Consider the following 18,195-nt stretch of genomic DNA (forward strand, 5'->3'; position numbering starts at 1 on the left):
TAATGAATCGTGTTAATTAAGGATAATTGCCCTTATTTATTTATTCTGCCTCATCCGTTTCCAAAACCTAAAAAAATAAGTCTCAGTAGGGTGGGTTAGGCGGTCATACTATCTCAAAAGCAACCCTCTAATTTGATATCCGCCGTAACCCACCAATCACAAAGCTTGAGGAAATATCAACAGATAACGATTATACTATTTTGCTAATGGATGTGGTTAATAACTTACACAAATCAAGCTTATATTATGCCATTGGTGCGTTACGCTTGGCTAACACACGATGGCGGCTTGACACAGCTAAAATTGTGGAATAGATTTCACCATTGAATCGGGCGCAAAGCTTTGCGCCCCTACATTTTTTGGATGTAACGGTAAACTATCAATTCAGGTGTGCCACGCCACTACATAAACTCATCCGTTGCTAATAAGTTGGGTTTCGGCGCGTCAACCCAACCTACTAATACCGAACCAGAGATGTGAATCTTAAACCCGCTCTGGAGCAATAACTACCTGAATATACTTCTCGCAACACTGTTGAGATAACTCCTGGATTTGCTCATCTCGGTTCTTCCCCGGTTTTAAGTTATCCAACAAGCCTTGAAAGCCGAGAAAAGCCAGCTCATACATAAGTTGCTGACTTAACTTGCCATAAAAGAAACCGCCATGGGTATTAATTTCCCCTTTAACAAAATACGCAATACTCAACCGCACGTAATCAAACACCACTAATGCCGATTTTTTCAAAGACTGGCTAACTACACCTGTTGGTTTATTAGGTTCTGAGTCAGTAAAATCACAATAATCCGTGCAATCAAAATAGGTGAACCGATCCGCAACTCGCACGTCTTGTAAATCGATAGTTGAGACATCAGAACCCTTTACAATCTCCTTGTCAACCTGACCCACGGGAACCAGTTCATCGAGTTGTTGATGTTCCCGATTAGACGCCCGAATTTCTAGACAACAATACGGCGATTCAATTTGACCATTTTTATTGTTCACAATTCCGTAATCCTTCTCAGTCAGACGTTGATTGCGATAGTCATATTGATCAGCAAATCGTTGCACTGTTAAATTTCCCAATCGGTAACCGCGAAAACGAGTTCTGGCGGGAAAATTAATGTAATTCACTGCCGTTGATGCCAGTCGCAGGGCTAAATCGCCTTCATTACTAAACAAATATGCCTCTTCGCAACGACGTAACGCCGATCGCAAGAAGTTTGACCGCACAGGCATAATCGAATCGGTAGAGATATCCGGGGCTACCAGAATTAATCGACCCAAACTAAAAACGCGACCAATATAGTTAGAGGGTTGTTTGTTAATAGATTCTGTATCGAAGACATCGGAAAGAATTCGCACCACATTGGTTACCACAAAACAGCCCATACTGTGACCCAAAAAATTTAACTTAATTCGGATATCTTCGCTTTGTTGGCATTCGATCACAGCTTGGTCAATTTGCCGGATTAATTCCACTAAATCCACAACACCATAGTTCATCGCCCGGTTGCGATCGCGCAAATAGGTGGATAACCTGAGTGCTAGTAACGCCAGGATTATTCCCACTGACAGGATAAATAGGATTAACAGAATGACGAATAACCCATTAACTACCCCATTGAGTGGCAAAGGTAGGAAAATTCCCAGCCCACCGATGAGCAACCCACCTAAGAGGATGTAAATCGGTAACCGAGGCAGTAAATCCTGTAAATCGGTTTTCTTCAAAACAGCTTTAGTGCTAAAGAAGGAAATGATGGCAACTAACGCCAATGTAATAAGTTGAGTCATCGAGTGACCCAATAAAGAGGGTCGAGCAACGATTAAAAAAGCCGTAATGACTCCCAGAATAAGCCCAAAGCTTAAGACAAGGGCTAGAAGTGTTGGCAGTGACTGGAAGGCATAGTTTAACTTGTCACCAATAGTCGTCGGTTTATTACTAGGGGGTTGGGGGTCATCTTTCATTGGGTTTTCTGCGGGCCAACGATATCCAATAAAAACAGTCTCTTTCGGCTTTTCCGGTTCGCAATTCTCTGTAACATACTTATAAATTTTCCGGTATCGTTTTTGCGCCTCAGAGCGTCGAGTTCCATAGCCATGAACCGAGATCACGATTTGCGGATTTTTACTATTGACGAGATAGTCAGCAATTTCTCGGAGTCGCTGTTGGGTTAAGGGATTTTCCTTCTGATTAACTTTTTGAACCAGATCTTCAGCATTAATTGGTGCAGTACTATTGACGTAGTACCCCCAAACGGCTTTCTCTTTGCTAAATTCTTCGATGGGGACAATTTCAAATTCGGGAATTTTCGACGGGATTGATGTCATCGGTTACCAATTTTACAGACAAATAATGTTTAAGAGCTTCAGTTTACTCGAATTGGTGCTTTTTTCAAGTAATTGTTATTAAAATCAATAATTTTTATAGAATTTTAATCTCTCTAGCTCCCTTCTTGCTCCCCTCTCCCAAGCTTGGGTGTGGGGCTGGGGGTGAGGGCTGGCTTACCTTCAGTTGGTTTCCTCTGGTGAGGGAGAAGAAGAATCCGGAGACCAAACTCCAATATCAATCGTCATCGATATAATCCCAGCAATGGCGGCGGCTATTCCCAGAATTCCCCCCACTATTTTTCCCACCTTCACCCATTCCGCCTTCGTTTGCGGAAATTCAGCAACCCTTATCCCCCGCCTGATTCCCAATAACGCTAACCACTCCTCCATTGTTTGCGGGCGATCGCCATATTCCAATTTCATACCCTGGACAATCGCCTGATTCACCCGCTCAGAAATATCAAACTTTAGCGTCTTTGGTTCAACTAACTCAGCAATATCATCCAAACGATCTAACGCCGTTGCGGGAAATTTCCCCGTCAGTAAAACATACAATGTTGCAGCTAACGAATAAACATCCGTATACGCCCCCCGTTCTCGGTTCGTTGAACTTAACTCCACCGGGGCGAATTGCTTATCTTTCCAACGAGAGGTTAACGGATTATTAAACTCTCCGGCTAAATCAAAATCAATCAGCACCGCCTGCTGCTTTCCAGCGCGTACCATAATATTCTCTGGCTTCACATCCCGATGCAGTAATCCCTGTTGATGCACCTCAATTAACGCTTCACCCACCTGCTGGATATAAACCAAGGCTTCCTGTTGGGGTATGGGTAGCGTCAAGTCAGAGAGTTTAATCCCGGCGATATACTCCATCAAAATACAAAACAGTGACTCCTCTTTAAACGTGCGGTAAACTCGGACAATATGAGGATGTTTACAGCGTTCCAGCTTCAGCGCCTCATCACAAAACTTTGACTCGATACTGGTTCGTTCTGCATCCGGAAGTTGACTGAGAATATCCTGATTGAGGGTTTTGACGACAAAATCCTTTCCGGTATCATCCTGAACCCGATAGGTAATCGCACAACGTCCCCGTCCTAATTCCTGTTGTATCGTGTACTTGCCATTTTGTAACGTCTGTCCCGTTATCCAAGCCATTACCTGTAAATCCAAGACGTTACCTTATTCTGACACAAGGGCAATTTGTCATTGGTCATTGGTCATTGGTCATTTGTAAGGGTTTGAGGATTATTTACAGAACTTAATATAGTTTGGGCTTTTTCCACCAACCGACTTAGGCAGGCATGATGTAATAGGAAAAAAGAACAAGGAATCTAGATGTGTTGATAATCTTTAACTCAATTAACAAAATTGATGTCTCGGTACTTATCAGCGGATTTATCAGATAATTATGAATTAATAAAAGTCCTATTTATCAAAAATAAAGTATAAATAAAAAACCAAAACAAGGCTGACTTGTTCTCTATTTTTGAAAACAAGTAAACAATTAAGATTTATTTTGTTTTAACTTAAAATATCTGTAGTCAAGATATCCTAGACGTTATCTAAAGAAAAATTAGTCGGCTCATTGGCTAATTCAGGGTAAAGGCAAACAACGAATGGATATCGTAGAATACAATCGCATCAAGCTGACCATCCGCCATCGACCTCTGTTGCTGTGGCTTTTGAGTAGTATTCTCGCCGCCGTCGGGCTAGGGGTAATTTCCTTTCAAGGGGGATCAGGTCTAACCTGTCAGCGAACTGGACAAACGGGCAGTTGTGAATTGGTTAACTCCAGGTTGGTCGGAGCCGAGGTTAGAACTATTCCTTTAGAGAGTTTACGAGATGTCAGCATTGAGATCAATCCCAGGAATGAGAGTAATGAGACTTATCGGGTTGTCCTCTTGACTAGAAGCAGTGAGATTCCCTTGACGTCGGATTATAGTGCCGATAGTAATCAGCAAGAATCTATTGCTTCCCAAATTAATACCTTTATTATGAATCAAGACCAGGTATCCCTGAACGTGCAGCAAGACGATCGCTGGTTTAGTTATCTGTTTGGCAGTTTATTGATTGGGGTGGGGTTGTTCGTGGCGGTGCGTAAAGGGAAAGTCGTTACCTTGAGCTTTGATAAAGTGCGCGATCGCATGATGCTCAAGCAACGGGGTTTGCTCAGGGGTACAACCATTGAACTCCCTCTTGCCGAGATTGTTGATGTGACGATAGAAACGATTAGAGATGCCAAAGATCGCCAGATAGAGCGAGTGGCTCTGGTTTTGAATTCGGGTAAGCATTTAGCTATCACTCCCGATGCTGATCCATTCTGGGACTACAAAAAAGTGGCTCACTGTATTCGCCTCTTTCTGAATCTCAACTCGGAGCAGTCGTCGGGAAAGACGCCACAGATCTGAGCAGGAGAAGCTGGGGGAGATGGGGAAGATAGGGGAGATGGGGGAGATGGGGGAGATGGGGGAGATGGGGGAGATGGGGGAGATAGGGGAGATAGGGGAGATGGGGGAGATGGGGGATTCAGCCGGGGCGGGTTTAGTGAAATTAGGGTTTTCTCCTAAACGTTATCGGTAAAACCCGCCCCTACACACTATGCCTTCTTTCCGAAGCGAAGGATCAAAACTCAAAACTTTCTAACAACGCGCTAACCTATTCCTGGTAGGCTGATAGCTGAGATTAACAGCGTAGATGGCTAATATGGGACTGAATCGGCGGACTTTCCTGCAAAAAGCTGGCTGGGGTCTAGCGGCACTGGGAGTCAGTGAAACGGTACTATCACTCCTTGGTGATAAAAGTTTAGCCGTGCCTTTGTTGGAGCGTTATTTTCAGGTGCTGGCACAACCCGGTGGACGTAAGTTGGCACTTCTGGTGGGGATCAATGAGTATCCGCGCACGACAGCTTTGGCGGGGTGCGTAACGGATGTGGAGTTGCAACGAGAACTGTTAATTCATCGGTTTGGGTTCCAGGCGAACGATATCGTGACGCTGACGAATAGCCAAGCCACTCGCGAGACGATTGAAACCACGTTTATTGAACATTTGACCAAGCAAGCCGAGGCGGGTGATGTGGTTGTCTTCCACTTTAGTGGTTACGGTAGCCAAGTACAGATGCCTCAGCAAGATGAAACCGTAGCCTCGGCGGTACGCTGGCAAAACAGTTTTGTACCCGTTGATGGGATCTTACCCACAAAAGGCGAACCCGCTGCTAATGATTTTTTAGCTGAAACCTTGGCATTGCTGTTGCGATCGCTAGCGACGGATCAGGTGACAACAGTTCTTGATACCAGTCATACGCAAGCGGTGAATATCCTCAAAGGCAGTCTCAAAGTCCGCTCTTCTGCCCGCAAACCCGCCCTAGCGCCTAATCCCGACGAACTGGCGTTTCAAGAACAACTGGTGCAGCGGATCAAAGCCTCATCCAAACCCTGGAAATCATTAGATAAATCCATGCAAATGCCAGGATTGGTGTTAACGGCGGCGGGTTCGTCTCAACCCGCAACTGAGACGCAGTGGAATGGCTTTAGTGCGGGTTTATTCACCTATGCTCTAACTCAGCATCTTTGGCAAGCCACGGCTGCAACCAGTGTTCAGATTAGCGTCAGTCGCACCACTGGGATGATTAATCAATTCGCGGGTAATGATCAACAGCCTCAGTTAACGGGTCAAAAGAGCCAAAATTCCTTGCTTGCCTATTACTTATCCCCCAATCCTCCCTTGGGGGCAGATGGAGTTGTCACGGGGATTGAAGAAAATGGCAAAGTGGCACAGCTATGGTTAGCGGGATTACCTGCACCTGTGCTGGAGTACTATAGTCCCAATTCGGTTCTAGAGTTGCTCGATGGGGAATCGCTGAGTTTACCGCCGTCGCCGCCCGAAAATTCCTCAGCTACGGATAACCTCGCCCAACCTGTCCCTAAATCCGTTCAACTCCAACTGCGATCCAAAGACGGGTTAACCGCCAAGGCACGTATACTGAGTGGCAATGGTGGGGAAAAAGTGCAACCGCAAGTGGGTCAACTGGTACGCGAACGGATTAGAGTATTACCCCGAAATATGGGTTTAACGATTGCCCTGGATACTCACTTAGAACGCATTGAACGGGTGGATGCAACCAGTGCCTTTGCTAGTATTCCTTCGGTGTCATCCGTTGTAGTTGCTGGGGAACAAGCAACAGATTATGTGTTTGGCAGAGGAAAAAAACAGGCAACAGAAACGTCAGAACCGAAGTTTAAAGGAGGCTATGGACTCTTTTCCCTTGCCCGGAACCCAATTCCTAATAGTCTAGGCGAGGAGGCGGAGGCAGTTAAATCAGCAGTGAATCGCTTAAATCCCAAATTTAAAACCTTATTGGCAATGAAATGGCTGCGGTTGACCGCGAATGAAGGGTCATCGCGCCTGGGGATTCGGGCGTCGCTGGAAATGATTGCCCCGGAAACTAAGACAATCATCCAACGGGAAACCTGGCGCACGTCTGTTGGGTTCGCTACCAATAAAACGAAGAAAAATGCGAGTAATACATCGCCCTCGGTGGGATCAGCAACAATGCCCAAGTTACCCATTGGTAGTCGGGTGCAGTATCGCGTAGAAAATTATAGCGATCGCCCTTTGTATTTCATGGTGTTGGGTTTGGAAAGTAGCGGCGGTGCGATCGCGTTTTATCAACAACTCCCTTCCCCGGAAGGATTGGAGTCAGAGCAAAATCCACCGCTGATTAGTGGTGCGATCAAACCTGGGGAAACTCTGATTCTGCCCCAACCTTCGACATCCTTTAATTGGATGATTCCTGGTCCTGTGGGTGTGGCGGAAATTCAACTGATTTGCAGCCCTTCTCCGTTCAAAGGTGCGATCGCGGCATTAGAAGCAGCCATGCGTCCCAAGGGAGAGGGAGAACGAGTGGGTGATTTGTTTAATCCCCTAGAAGTCACACGGGCGATTCTACAAGACTTGCATCAAGCCAGTAACATTACTCCGGATAGTCTAGGTATCGGTTCTGATGTGTATGCATTAGATGTGAATGCTTGGGCAACCTTGAGTTTTAATTATCAAGTGGTTTCATGATTGGTCATTTGTCATTTGTCATTTGACCTGCCTTGGAGCCTCCTGCCTTATGCCTTCTGTCCTCTGCCTTGTCTCCCCGCACTTGGGATAAAACGAGACAATCACCCAGTTGGCAGCGCACAATGGAAATGTGCTGCCGTCACCTGAAGTGGGTAAACTGATGGAACCGGACACTTAATTTGATAGATTAGATTCGGCTTGTAGTAGAGAATTTTAGCCCTAGATTATGTTGGTTTGAGTCCCGGAAACTGTAGGGGCGCAAAGACTTGCGCCCGATTCAATGGTCAAGTCTATTCCACAATTTTAGATGTACCACGCCAGTAGTAGGGGCTTTAGCCCCAGATTCTACCTTAGACGGCAACTTGGTATCAATGATTAGAAAAAAGTTGACAGGCTCCCCAATCAACTCTGAACAATTAATCGTTAATCTCTATCGAATGATAGATTGATTCGGAATGAGCTTGGCGTTGGCTGGGAGCATCCCTAAACCTGGTGGCTCAATTGTTCGGGGGACAAAGGAATGGTAGAGAAAACTTGAGTGCGATCGCGCAAGGCTTGTGGCCCCTACTCCTCACTGCACCTGCGATCGCGGCATCCTGTAGCCCCTAATGATTATTTTGGGAACCTGAACGCGAGAAATCAGCCATTGTCTGTGCCGAAAAATTGTTAGGATTTGTAACATGGCTAATTCTCGTATCCAAAAATTATTGGGCTATCTGCACCCTCATACCACTCAGGTATCCTTGGGTATCCTGGCTCTGCTGATTGTCAACGCCGTGGGGGTCTACATTCCTCTGCTGATTCGGGATAGCATTGAGGAACTCCGCATCGCCTTCGCCTTTGATCAGGTGTTGCAGTTAGTCGGACTAATCTTTATCCTGGCATCCTTGATGTGGGCGATTCGCATGGGATCGCGTATCCTCATCTTTGGAGTGGGGCGTCGGGTAGAATTTGACCTCAAGCAAAAGATTTTTCAGCATCTGCTTACCCTAGAACCGTCTTATTTCTCTACGAATACAGCCGGTGATTTGATTAACCGCGCCACGAGTGATGTGGACAATATCCGCCGTCTTGTCGGGTTTGCGGTGTTGAGTTTAGCCAATATTGTCTTTGCCTACGGTTTGACGCTACCCGTGATGATGTCGATTGAGTGGCGGCTGACGTTCTTGGCGCTGGCGGTTTATCCAGTTATGTTGATCACAGTGCGCCTGTTTAGTGATAAGCTGCGTACCCAACAACAGGCGGTTCAGGAAGAACTCTCCAACCTCAGCGAATTGGTTCAGGAAGATATGAGTGGTATCTCCCTGATTAAAATTTACGCCCAGGAAGAAAATGAACGCCGTGCCTTCCGAGGTTTGAATCAACGACTATTATCGGCAAATCTGGGATTAGCCAGCACTCGTAATGTCCTGTTTCCGGTGATTGAAGCCCTATCCTATATCAGCTTACTCCTGTTGATGTGGTTTGGATCGGGTGCGATCGCGCGGGGGGCGATTACTATAGGAGATTTTGTCGCCCTGATTCTTTATGCAGAACGGTTAGTCTTCCCCACCGCTTTACTCGGATTCACGATTACTACCTATCAACGGGGTGAGGTGAGTATTGACCGAGTAGAGTCAATTTTAACCATTGAACCCAAAATTAAAAATGCCCCCGATGCGATCGCGCTTCCACAACCGATTCAGGGAGAGTTGAAAGCCGATCGCCTCAGCTATACGTTCCCCGATGCCAAAACTCCCGCCCTGCAAGCCGTTGACTTTCATATTCATCCCGGTGAAACAGTGGCAATTGTCGGGGCGATTGGTTCAGGAAAATCAACCCTGGCGAATGTTTTGCCTCGCCTGTTAGATATTGCGCCAAGTCAGTTATTTCTGGATAACTCCGATGTCACTCAGATACGCTTACCCGATTTAAGATCCGCGATCGCCTACGTTCCCCAAGATAGCTTTTTATTTAGTACCAGCCTAAAAAATAACATTGGCTACGGCGCACCGGGAAGCGAACAGCCGGAGATAGAACAGGCGGCTAAACAAGCCCAAATTCACGCCGAAGTTCTCAATTTTCCCCAACAGTATGAAACAATGGTGGGAGAACGGGGAATTACTCTCTCTGGTGGTCAGCGTCAGCGAATCGCCCTGGCTAGGGCTTTAGTGATGGATGCGCCGATTCTGATTTTAGATGACGCCCTCTCTAGTGTGGATAATCAGACGGCAACCCAAATTTTGGCAAATCTTTCCACAGGCGTTGACCGCAAAACGGTGATTTTCATCTCCCACCAACTCTCCGCCGCCGCTACCGCTGATCGGATTTTTGTCATGGATGCGGGGAAGATTGTGCAAATGGGGACTCACTCTGAACTGATCCAACGTCCAGGGCTTTATCAAGACTTGTGGAGTCAGCACCAGATTGAGGAAGTTTTGCATTAGTTACAAGGAACGGGGAACAGGGAACAGGGAACCGGGAACAGGGAACCGGGAAATTGTAAAGTTTTGGTAACGAATAATTAGAATTGTCACCGATTTAATCAAAGGTAAAAATCGATACAATTCCCCATCAGTACAGTAGGTTAGTATTCAAAGGGACATTGTGAAAAGCAATAGTCAAATGTTTAGCATTTGCCTCAATCGTGCATTTGGCCTATCGTTGCTTTATGCAGCTTCATGGAAGACCAGGGATTCGCGCTCAGGGTGTTTGGCTTTTGTCACTTCCCCAGGTTTTAATTAAACAGGGAAGAACTGAGAAATCTTAAACGGAATAATTAATCCAGATTGCAATAAGATGATTAATTAATTGATCACGTCAACAATAAAAAGCAACGGTTAAAGGATTATTGGACAGTAGAGAGGCACTTAACGGGAGAACATTTCGGGAACATCAGTAATGAGCGAATTCAACCAGTCAGTGATCAGATCTGGTGCTGCGATCCGTGTTGGCATTTTACATTCTTTAAGCGGCACGATGGCGATTAGCGAAGCCTCGTTAAAGGATGCAGAATTGATGGCGATCGCGGAAATTAATCAAGCGGGTGGTGTCTTAGGACATCAGATAGAACCCGTGATCGAAGATGGCGCATCCGAATCGGCGACGTTTGCGATTAAAGCCAGAAAGTTGATCGAACAGGATCAGGTTGCCACAATCTTTGGCGGGTGGACGTCTGCAAGTCGTAAGGCGGTTTTACCCATCTTAGAAGAACTCAACGCCCTGATGTGGTATCCGGTTGAATATGAAGGACTCGAATGTTCTCGCCACATTTTTTATACGGGTATTTGTCCAAATCAACAAGTCGGTCCAGCGGTTAACTGGTTGCTGGAACATAAGGGAAAACGTTTTTATCTGATTGGATCTGATTATGTTTTTCCCCGAACCGCTAACAAGTTAATTAAGGCGCAACTTAAACAGCAAGGGGGAAGTTTAGCGGGGGAAGAGTATGTTCCGTTAGGGATGACCGATTTTGGTGATTTAATCGCCAGAATTAAAGAAGCTAAACCGGATGTGGTCTTTAATACCCTGAATGGGGATAGTAATTTAGCGTTTTATCAACAGTACCAAGAAGCCGGAATCACAGCAGAGGAGATTCCCATCTTAGCGGTGAGTGTCGCTGAAGAGGAACTGCGGCGAATGGGGGGAAATATCGCAGCAGGTCATTATGCCAGTTGGAGTTATTTTCAGAGTATTAATACCCCGAAAAACCGCGAATTTGTCCAGAATTTCCAGGCACGTTATGGTCACGATAAAGTCACTAGTGATCCGATTGAGTCGGCGTATACCCAGGTTTATCTCTGGAAACAAGCCGTAGAAAAAGCGGGTGGCTTTGATGTGGAATCAGTGCGAGAAGCGGCGTATGGGCAAACCTTTGCAGCGCCGGGAGGGAAGATTCGGATTGAGACAAATAACCACGTCAGCAAACATTGCCGGATTGGTAAGATTTTGGAGGGTGGTCAATTTGAAATTGTCTTTACCAGTGTCGGACGCCTTAAACCTCAGCCTTGGTTGGGAATTGAGAAGTTAAGTAATCAGATCTCACCCGTGGTTATTGATATGCTGGCAGAGGTTTCCCAATCGATTCAATATAACTGCCAACTGGAACAAAAGTCCCGTGAATTGGAAGCGGCGATGGCGCAACTGGTGACGACGAATGAAAAGTTGCAACGCACTCAAGACCAATTATTGCAAGCCGAAGCCCAATTTCGCGAGTTACAAGATCAAGAAAAACTGTTGAAACGTCGCTTGTCGAGTCAAATTCGCAGTTCGTTGGAATTAGAACAGATTTTGAAGACGGCGGTGAGTGAAATCTGTAGTTTATTGCATATCGATCGCTGCCAGTTTTTGTGGTATCATCCTTACGGTACTCCTCCTCGCTTTGAACCCATGGAAGTGGCGGGAGAGTTAAGTGAAAATAAGGGAGTGCAATGGAATACGGCGGACGAACTTTTGCCGGATTTTCCATTAATGATTCAGCAGCAATCGTTGCTACGGATTGACGATATTGCCAGCGATAGTCAGCTTAAGGGTAAGACTCGCGATCGCTTCCTGGATGATGGACTGCAAGCGTTGCTAATTGTACCCCTACAAACTCGCAGCAATAAAATTGGCGTGGTGGTTTGTGAACATTATCAGGAAAGCCGCTACTGGAGTGAACAGGAAGTTGAATTAATTGTTTCAGTAGTTGATCAACTATCGAGTGCCATTGATCAAGCTGAACTGTATGCCCATAGTCGCACAACCGCCGCCTTAGCCACCGCCCAAGCGGAACAACTGAAGCAAGCGTTGCATGATTTAAAAGCCTATCAAGCGCAGTTAGTGCAGACGGAAAAAATGTCCACATTAGGGACATTAGTGGCGGGGGTAGCCCATGAAATTAATAATCCCACCAGTTTTATTTACGGTAATCTCCACTACGCCAAAGAATATACCGACGATTTATTAAACATGCTGCAGTTGTATCAAGAGTATTATCCTGAACCTGCACCCGAAATCCAAGATCACGCCCAAGAGATTGAGTTAGAGTTTCTCATGCAAGACTTGCCCAAAACTTTGGGTTCAATGGAGATTGGGGCGGAACGAATTCGTCATTTGGTGTTGAGTTTGCGGAATTTCTCGCGTTTGGATCAAGCCCAAATGCAACCCATGGATATTCATGAGGGGATGGAGAGTACCTTACTGTTATTGCGAAATCGGCTAAAAGGGAATGGTCACAATCCAGAGATTGAATTAGTGAAAGAGTATGGGGAGTTACCCTTGGTTGAGTGCTATCCGTCGCAGCTTAATCAAGTGTTTATGAATCTCCTGGGTAATGCAATTGATGCGTTAGAGGAAGTTGTCGCCCGGAATGAGACAAATTTTTCGCCGATGATTCGGATTCAATCAGAAGCGCCCTCGGCTGATTATATTCGGGTGAGAATTAGTGATAATGGATCAGGGATGACTGATGATGTGAAGTTAAAGTTATTTGATCCGTTTTTTACGACTAAGCCGATTGGTAAGGGGACAGGTTTAGGACTCTCGATTAGTTATCAAATTGTTGTAGACAAGCATAAGGGAATTTTGCAATGTAACTCTACTCCTGGACAAGGAACAGAGTTTATTATTGAGATTCCGGTGCGACAAAATCGTAAAGTTGCTGTGAGTCAGGAGATGAATATCCGACTGAAGGCTCAAACCCATTAAGGAGTTGAACCGGATATGATAGAACGGGGCGGTTAAAACCGCAGCTACACAAACTAAACCCGCCTGCGCGGGTTTCATCTAGCTGAAGGTTCCCCGAAGCGGGTTTCATCTAGCTGAAGGTTCCCCGAAGCGGGTTTCATCTAGCTGAAGGTTCCCCGAAGTGCGATCACATTTCTGGTGACAAATCCAGGATTAACCATCTGTAGGGGTGACCCGCTTGCACTAATTAAAAACTCCCATCCGTTTAATTGGGTTGGGTCGCCCTCTCCTATTAATTTGGCTAATTAATGCTAAAACAACAGCAGCATTTCAGTTCTACTAGCTGAGTGATTTCCTGTTCTTGATGATTCTCTGTGGAGTTGCACTGAATTCAAGTTTCAGTTGCCTTGCTCCCCATTGACTAGCTTAGGAAATATCAGCGTTTAAATGGTTGGCTGCTGTTGTTTTTAGATGAGACAGATTTATTGATTTAGCCAGCGTTTTTACCTCTTCTTTTGAATCTAAACGTTGCTTTTGTATCTGTCCGGTGAAGCTTTATTTGCTTCATAGTTCTACTTTACCACCTTTGATTGAAAGGACAAGGGAATGATACGTAAGTTTACTTTTATGGAGGAAAATGTGAAGTTAGATTAATTCTTTCTCGATTTGGATATGCTTGACAGACCACTAGGAGCAGAGGAGAGCCTCCTCGCGATCGCGGTTTCTCCCTTCCTGAAACACTTGCTGACATCTGAGCTGAGAGGAGAGGGCGACCCGATCAAATTGAGTGGACTACAATTGTTAATTAATGCAAGCGGGTCGCCCCTACCAGGTACATTTATATTGACAAAATGCAAAACTTACGCTTACTTGACGGTTTAACTACAATCTGTATAGAAGATAAAGTAAATTCAGAATGCTTGCAAATCAATCTTCCCACTCATCAAATTCATCAGGCTCCAGTAACAATTGCAAACCATCTAGAATCTGACGAACTCGTCTGGGCGACAGAGTGCCAATTTTTTCAGCCAGTTGGCTCCTGTCAACTGTAAAGACTTGGGAAATATTGACCACGCTTTGCTTCGGTAGGTTTGCTTCTTTTTGTTCCAGAAGCACATTTCCGGGTGCAGAGGCTCGCTTCAGATTGGATGTTAAGGCGCAAACCACAATGGTTCTGATTTGGCTTTGGTTAAAAGCATCATTTTGGATCACCACATGAGGATGGAGAAAGCCAGGAGCCGAGCCAACCGGATCTCCTAAATCCACCCAATAGATATCACCTTGTTTAACTACCATTCTCCTTCGATGACACGACGATGAGTTGAACGCATTGCTTGTAGAAGTTGCGTCTCCTCTTCGTCAAGTCCATCGGAGTAAGCCACATTGACCTGTTCTAGCAGTTCCTTTCGTTCACGGTATCGACGCAGAAATTCACTCAGAGCAAGGCTAATCAGCCGACTCCAAGACATATTTAGCTCTTTAGCCAGAGCTTGGGTGTCGTCTATCAAGTCTCGTCGGATGGGAAGATTGGTTGGCGAATCAGTCATGGAGGGATGAGTCGAGGTCACTACTCAAAGTATAGCTGAGTAATTCATCGAGCCATAAGCTTGGTGCGTTCCCAATCGGCGATCGATGGAGCAGTAGAATTCACTTCCAGGAACGCACCCTACAACCGAACGGCTATTACTGGATCGACGCTCTAGCTGGAGGTTCCCCGAAGTGCGATCGCGTTCCTGTTTAGAAATGCAAGATTAACCACCTGTAGGGACGATCCGCTTCCACTAATTCAAAACTCCAATCCGTTTAATTGGGTTGGGTCGCCCTCTCCTATTAATTTGGCTGGAAATGCTAAAACAACAGCAGCACGTCCGATCGACTTGCTGAGTGATTTCCTTCTTTTAGTAATTCTATCTGGAGTTGCACTGAATTCAAGTTTCAGTTGCCTTACTCCCTATTAACTAGCTTAGGAAATATCAGCGTCTAAATGGTTTGCTGCTGTTGTTTTTAGAGAAGACAGATTGATTGATTTAGCCAGCGTTTTTACCTCTTTCTGTGAATCTAAACGTTGCTTTTGTATCTGTCCGGTGAAGCTTTATTTGCTTCATACTTTTACTTTACCACTCTCAAGTTGAAAGACAAGGAAATGACATGGAAGTTAACATTTGCCCGAAAAGTATTAAGTTAGGTTACGATTATGGGCAACGATTGATGAGCAGGTGATCATCCTGAACCCGTTGAAAACAGGATCAAATTGAACGATTGAGACTCTGAATTAAGTAAAAATACTTAGAGACTATTTGCAAAACACATCATTTGTGGCGTGAGGGTGGGTTTTACTGGGGGGTTATCAATGGAATGCATTGATTTTTCTCTAAACTGCCTCCTACTGACGCTGTACTGGCTTTATACCGATCGCGACTGAACTGGCAAGTGATTAGATGATGGGGTTAGTATAGCAGGGAGTATTTTTACAAAAGTTCATTCTTTAGACTCAGAAATTTCCATGACGGATAGGGTAACAACGATGTCCAACGATGTTGATGCGAAGACAGATACAGATATTGAAGCGAAAGCGAAGCAAGTCCGCCTACTGCTTTACTTGTGGGATCTGGGAGGTTCGGATGTTAAGAGGGGTGAACTGACTAAACGACTGAAACGGAAGAAAGAAACAGCCGCCGATTACCAGAATAGTTATCAGCAGTTGGAAGAAAACGGTGCGATCGCGGTTTCTCGGTATAAGGTGTCTCTGGTACAGCCGAAGGGATTGCAGATGCTGCAAGCAGGGCTGAAAAGTGAGGCGTTTGAGTTTGAGAGTCAGATTGGCGCAAGAACCGCGAATGCGTTACTCAAATGGATTCGAGAACAAGCTATGTCGGCGGGTACCGTTGGTGATGGGGCGGTTGCAGCCGGGAAGACTGGGGAGAGTGCGATCGCGTCTTATGATCAATTTAAGCAAGTGGCGCTGGATGTCTACGATCAGCTTAACCGCGACTATAACTTGGATGACTTAGTACCCATATATCGGATACGGCGAACCATTGGCGATCGCGTCTCTCGTTCCCAGTTCAACGACTGGATGCTAGAAATGCAGGCTAACGATATCTTACAGCTTCAAGGTGGCAGCGTAGAAGATAGCGCACCAGACAAAATTGAAGATTCGATTACAACAGAACTAGATGGATTACGCTGTTATGCCCGACGTTTAACCTCCTAAAATTCTACAGTCTTTCTGTATCGTCTTGGGTGTACTACTTATTCACTTCACATCACACAACAAGGACTAGGTTTATGTCTTCCCTTGAAGAATTAATCAGAAATAAAAACCCCTTTGCTGGACATACTGTAGTTACACCACTACAGATCTGGGGAAAAAGCTTTCCTGATGTTCCCTCAATAAATGCTCATGCATCTGATGCTGTATTTGATGCGGTGGCTAAAGTGCGTCGCGGGGAACGTCAAACCGTAGGAATTACGATTACGGCTGAAAAAGGGCTAGGCAAAAGCCATATTATCAGTCGGATTCGCCATCACTACCAAGCGCATAGTGATGCGTTGTTTATTTATATGAATAAATATGACAACTTAAATAAGATCAATACTCTATTTAACCAAAATGTAGCCACTAGTCTTAAAGCCTTTGGTAGCCAAGGAGTCATGCAGTGGCAAGAATTGGCGGCTGCTTTGATTAATGAAGCCAGAAACTGGAATTATACTCCTCAGCAATATCTGGCAATTTTCCCCCAGTGGTTGAGCAAATATTCAAACAAATTAGGTGATATGCTCACCAATCTGGTTCTTCAGGTTAAACCCGATATTGATAATCCTTATATCGTAACAGCAATTTTGTGGACGCTTTCTGCTGCTCATGCTCGATATGCCATTCATTGGCTGTCTGGTGGCGAGTTAAGTCAGATCCAAGCTGAGACAATGGGGCTACCCAATCCTAAAGGAGAAGACAGAGAAGCCGACGCTTTAAATAATGCTCGCCAGATTCTCGACATCACCAGTGATTATCGAGTACCCGTGATTTGCTTTGATGAGTTAGATATTGTAGCGATTGATGATAATGGCTTTACTGTAGCCCAACTTGTTGCCAGTTTGGTCAAGGACTTGTATAACACTCTCAAACGCGGTGCTTTCTTGCTCGCTATGTATGCTGATACTTGGAGTCAGCAAGTGAGAAGTTTACCTCAAGCTGAGGCGGTAATGGCTCGTTTGGCTAGTGAAAGAGCAGATATGCAACCGCTAAAACTGGACTATTTAAACTCAGATAAGGTAATTGAAATTGTTTCCTATTGGCTCCAAGAATTCTATGGTGAAAATCAACAAACACCACCTGATCCGATTTATCCATTTGATGAAAACAAATTAAGGGAGCTTGGTAAGCAAAAACCTACGGTAAGGGCAGTGATTCGGTGGTGTGCAGAAAACTTTAAGCTTTCAGAAAATGGCGAAACCAAAAATATCGTTGAGCTGTGTTATCAAACACAATTAGATGATATTCAGCGAAATATAGATATATTATCAGAAGAAAACAACGATGAAATTGCTAAGGCTTTAAAATTAGCTTTCTCAACTCTCTGCCAGCAAACAATAGAGGGAGTAACTATTGATAGAGTAGAAGAAATTCAATGTAGCAAAACGGATCAAGGATACATTCACTTCAAAATCGTCGGGACAGAAAATGAGCAAGAGGTTAAAATTGGAGTGGCGGTTCTTGAGCAATCTGGAGGAAGGTATCAGGGGGCTGCCTTAAAGCGGTTGATTGACTATAAAAAATTCGACTTAACTCGTGGTTGCTTAGTTCGTTCTAAGAAAATTAACTCTGGAGCGAAATTAGCTCAAAATAATGTCAGGAAGCTTTTGCAAGAGAAAGGCGGAGAATGGGTGCTGTTGCAAAGCTCAGATATAATTCCCCTTCTAGCTATCTTATTTGTCTATGAAAATCGGGAAAGTTACGAACTCAGCGAAGAGCAAATATTGGATTTTATCAAGGAGAAGCGGTTAGCCATTGATAACCCACTCATTCGAGAAATTTTAAGTGATCCGTCGGGACAAGAACCTGATAATCTAACGGATGATGATTTGCCGATGAGCATTCCTCAGACTGTTACTGATGTAGACAATGACATCGAACTATAACGTATAACT

At 44.9% G+C, this 18,195-nt stretch carries 10 protein-coding genes; 6 read left to right on the forward strand and 4 right to left on the reverse strand.

Annotated features, from left to right (window positions below; genetic code table 11):
* Window positions 1-483 precede the first annotated feature (483 nt).
* Window positions 484-2,328 (reverse strand): alpha/beta hydrolase, encoded by a 1,845-nt coding sequence (locus RIC07_RS13895; RefSeq protein WP_446395038.1) that lies wholly within the window; start codon window positions 2,326-2,328, stop codon window positions 484-486.
* A gap of 180 nt (window positions 2,329-2,508) precedes the next feature.
* On the reverse strand, window positions 2,509-3,489 hold the full coding sequence (locus RIC07_RS13900; RefSeq protein WP_446395039.1) for a serine/threonine protein kinase: 981 nt from the start codon (window positions 3,487-3,489) through the stop codon (window positions 2,509-2,511).
* Window positions 3,490-3,950: 461 nt separating this feature from the next.
* Between RIC07_RS13900 and RIC07_RS13905 the strand changes: the two genes are divergently transcribed.
* The 4 genes from RIC07_RS13905 to urtA all read left to right on the forward strand — a co-directional run bounded on the left by RIC07_RS13905 (window position 3,951) and on the right by urtA (window position 13,065).
* Window positions 3,951-4,742, forward strand: coding sequence for a hypothetical protein (locus RIC07_RS13905; protein WP_446395040.1), 792 nt, complete (start codon window positions 3,951-3,953; stop codon window positions 4,740-4,742).
* 286 nt (window positions 4,743-5,028) lie between these two features.
* A complete protein-coding gene (locus RIC07_RS13910; RefSeq protein ID WP_446395041.1) occupies window positions 5,029-7,398 on the forward strand; it encodes a caspase family protein in 2,370 nt (789 codons plus the stop codon).
* A 680-nt stretch (window positions 7,399-8,078) separates the two neighbouring features.
* Window positions 8,079-9,824 carry an ABC transporter ATP-binding protein gene (locus tag RIC07_RS13915; RefSeq protein ID WP_446395042.1) on the forward strand — a complete coding sequence of 582 codons (1,746 nt, stop codon included), beginning with the start codon at window positions 8,079-8,081 and terminating at the stop codon, window positions 9,822-9,824.
* Between the two features lie 454 nt (window positions 9,825-10,278).
* On the forward strand, window positions 10,279-13,065 hold the full coding sequence (gene urtA / locus RIC07_RS13920) for an urea ABC transporter substrate-binding protein (protein WP_446395043.1): 2,787 nt from the start codon (window positions 10,279-10,281) through the stop codon (window positions 13,063-13,065).
* 906 nt (window positions 13,066-13,971) lie between these two features.
* Here the strand turns inward: urtA and RIC07_RS13925 are convergent.
* Together RIC07_RS13925 and RIC07_RS13930 are read right to left on the reverse strand one after the other, a co-directional pair.
* A complete protein-coding gene (locus tag RIC07_RS13925) occupies window positions 13,972-14,340 on the reverse strand; it encodes a type II toxin-antitoxin system PemK/MazF family toxin (protein ID WP_446395044.1) in 369 nt (122 codons plus the stop codon).
* Window positions 14,334-14,591 carry a hypothetical protein gene (locus tag RIC07_RS13930; RefSeq protein WP_446373150.1) on the reverse strand — a complete coding sequence of 86 codons (258 nt, stop codon included), beginning with the start codon at window positions 14,589-14,591 and terminating at the stop codon, window positions 14,334-14,336. The genes RIC07_RS13925 and RIC07_RS13930 overlap by 7 nt, the downstream gene beginning before the upstream one ends.
* 977 nt (window positions 14,592-15,568) lie before the next feature.
* Between RIC07_RS13930 and RIC07_RS13935 the strand changes: the two genes are divergently transcribed.
* Both RIC07_RS13935 and RIC07_RS13940 read left to right on the forward strand, forming a co-directional pair.
* Window positions 15,569-16,258 carry a hypothetical protein gene (locus RIC07_RS13935; protein ID WP_446395045.1) on the forward strand — a complete coding sequence of 230 codons (690 nt, stop codon included), beginning with the start codon at window positions 15,569-15,571 and terminating at the stop codon, window positions 16,256-16,258.
* A gap of 74 nt (window positions 16,259-16,332) precedes the next feature.
* The gene (locus tag RIC07_RS13940) at window positions 16,333-18,186 is read left to right on the forward strand and encodes a hypothetical protein (RefSeq protein WP_446395046.1); all 1,854 of its coding nucleotides are present in this window, start codon (window positions 16,333-16,335) and stop codon (window positions 18,184-18,186) included.
* The last annotated feature ends 9 nt before the right edge of the window (window positions 18,187-18,195 follow it).

This window comes from Coleofasciculus sp. E1-EBD-02 (assembly GCF_040218245.1).
GTDB lineage: Bacteria > Cyanobacteriota > Cyanobacteriia > Cyanobacteriales > Coleofasciculaceae > Coleofasciculus.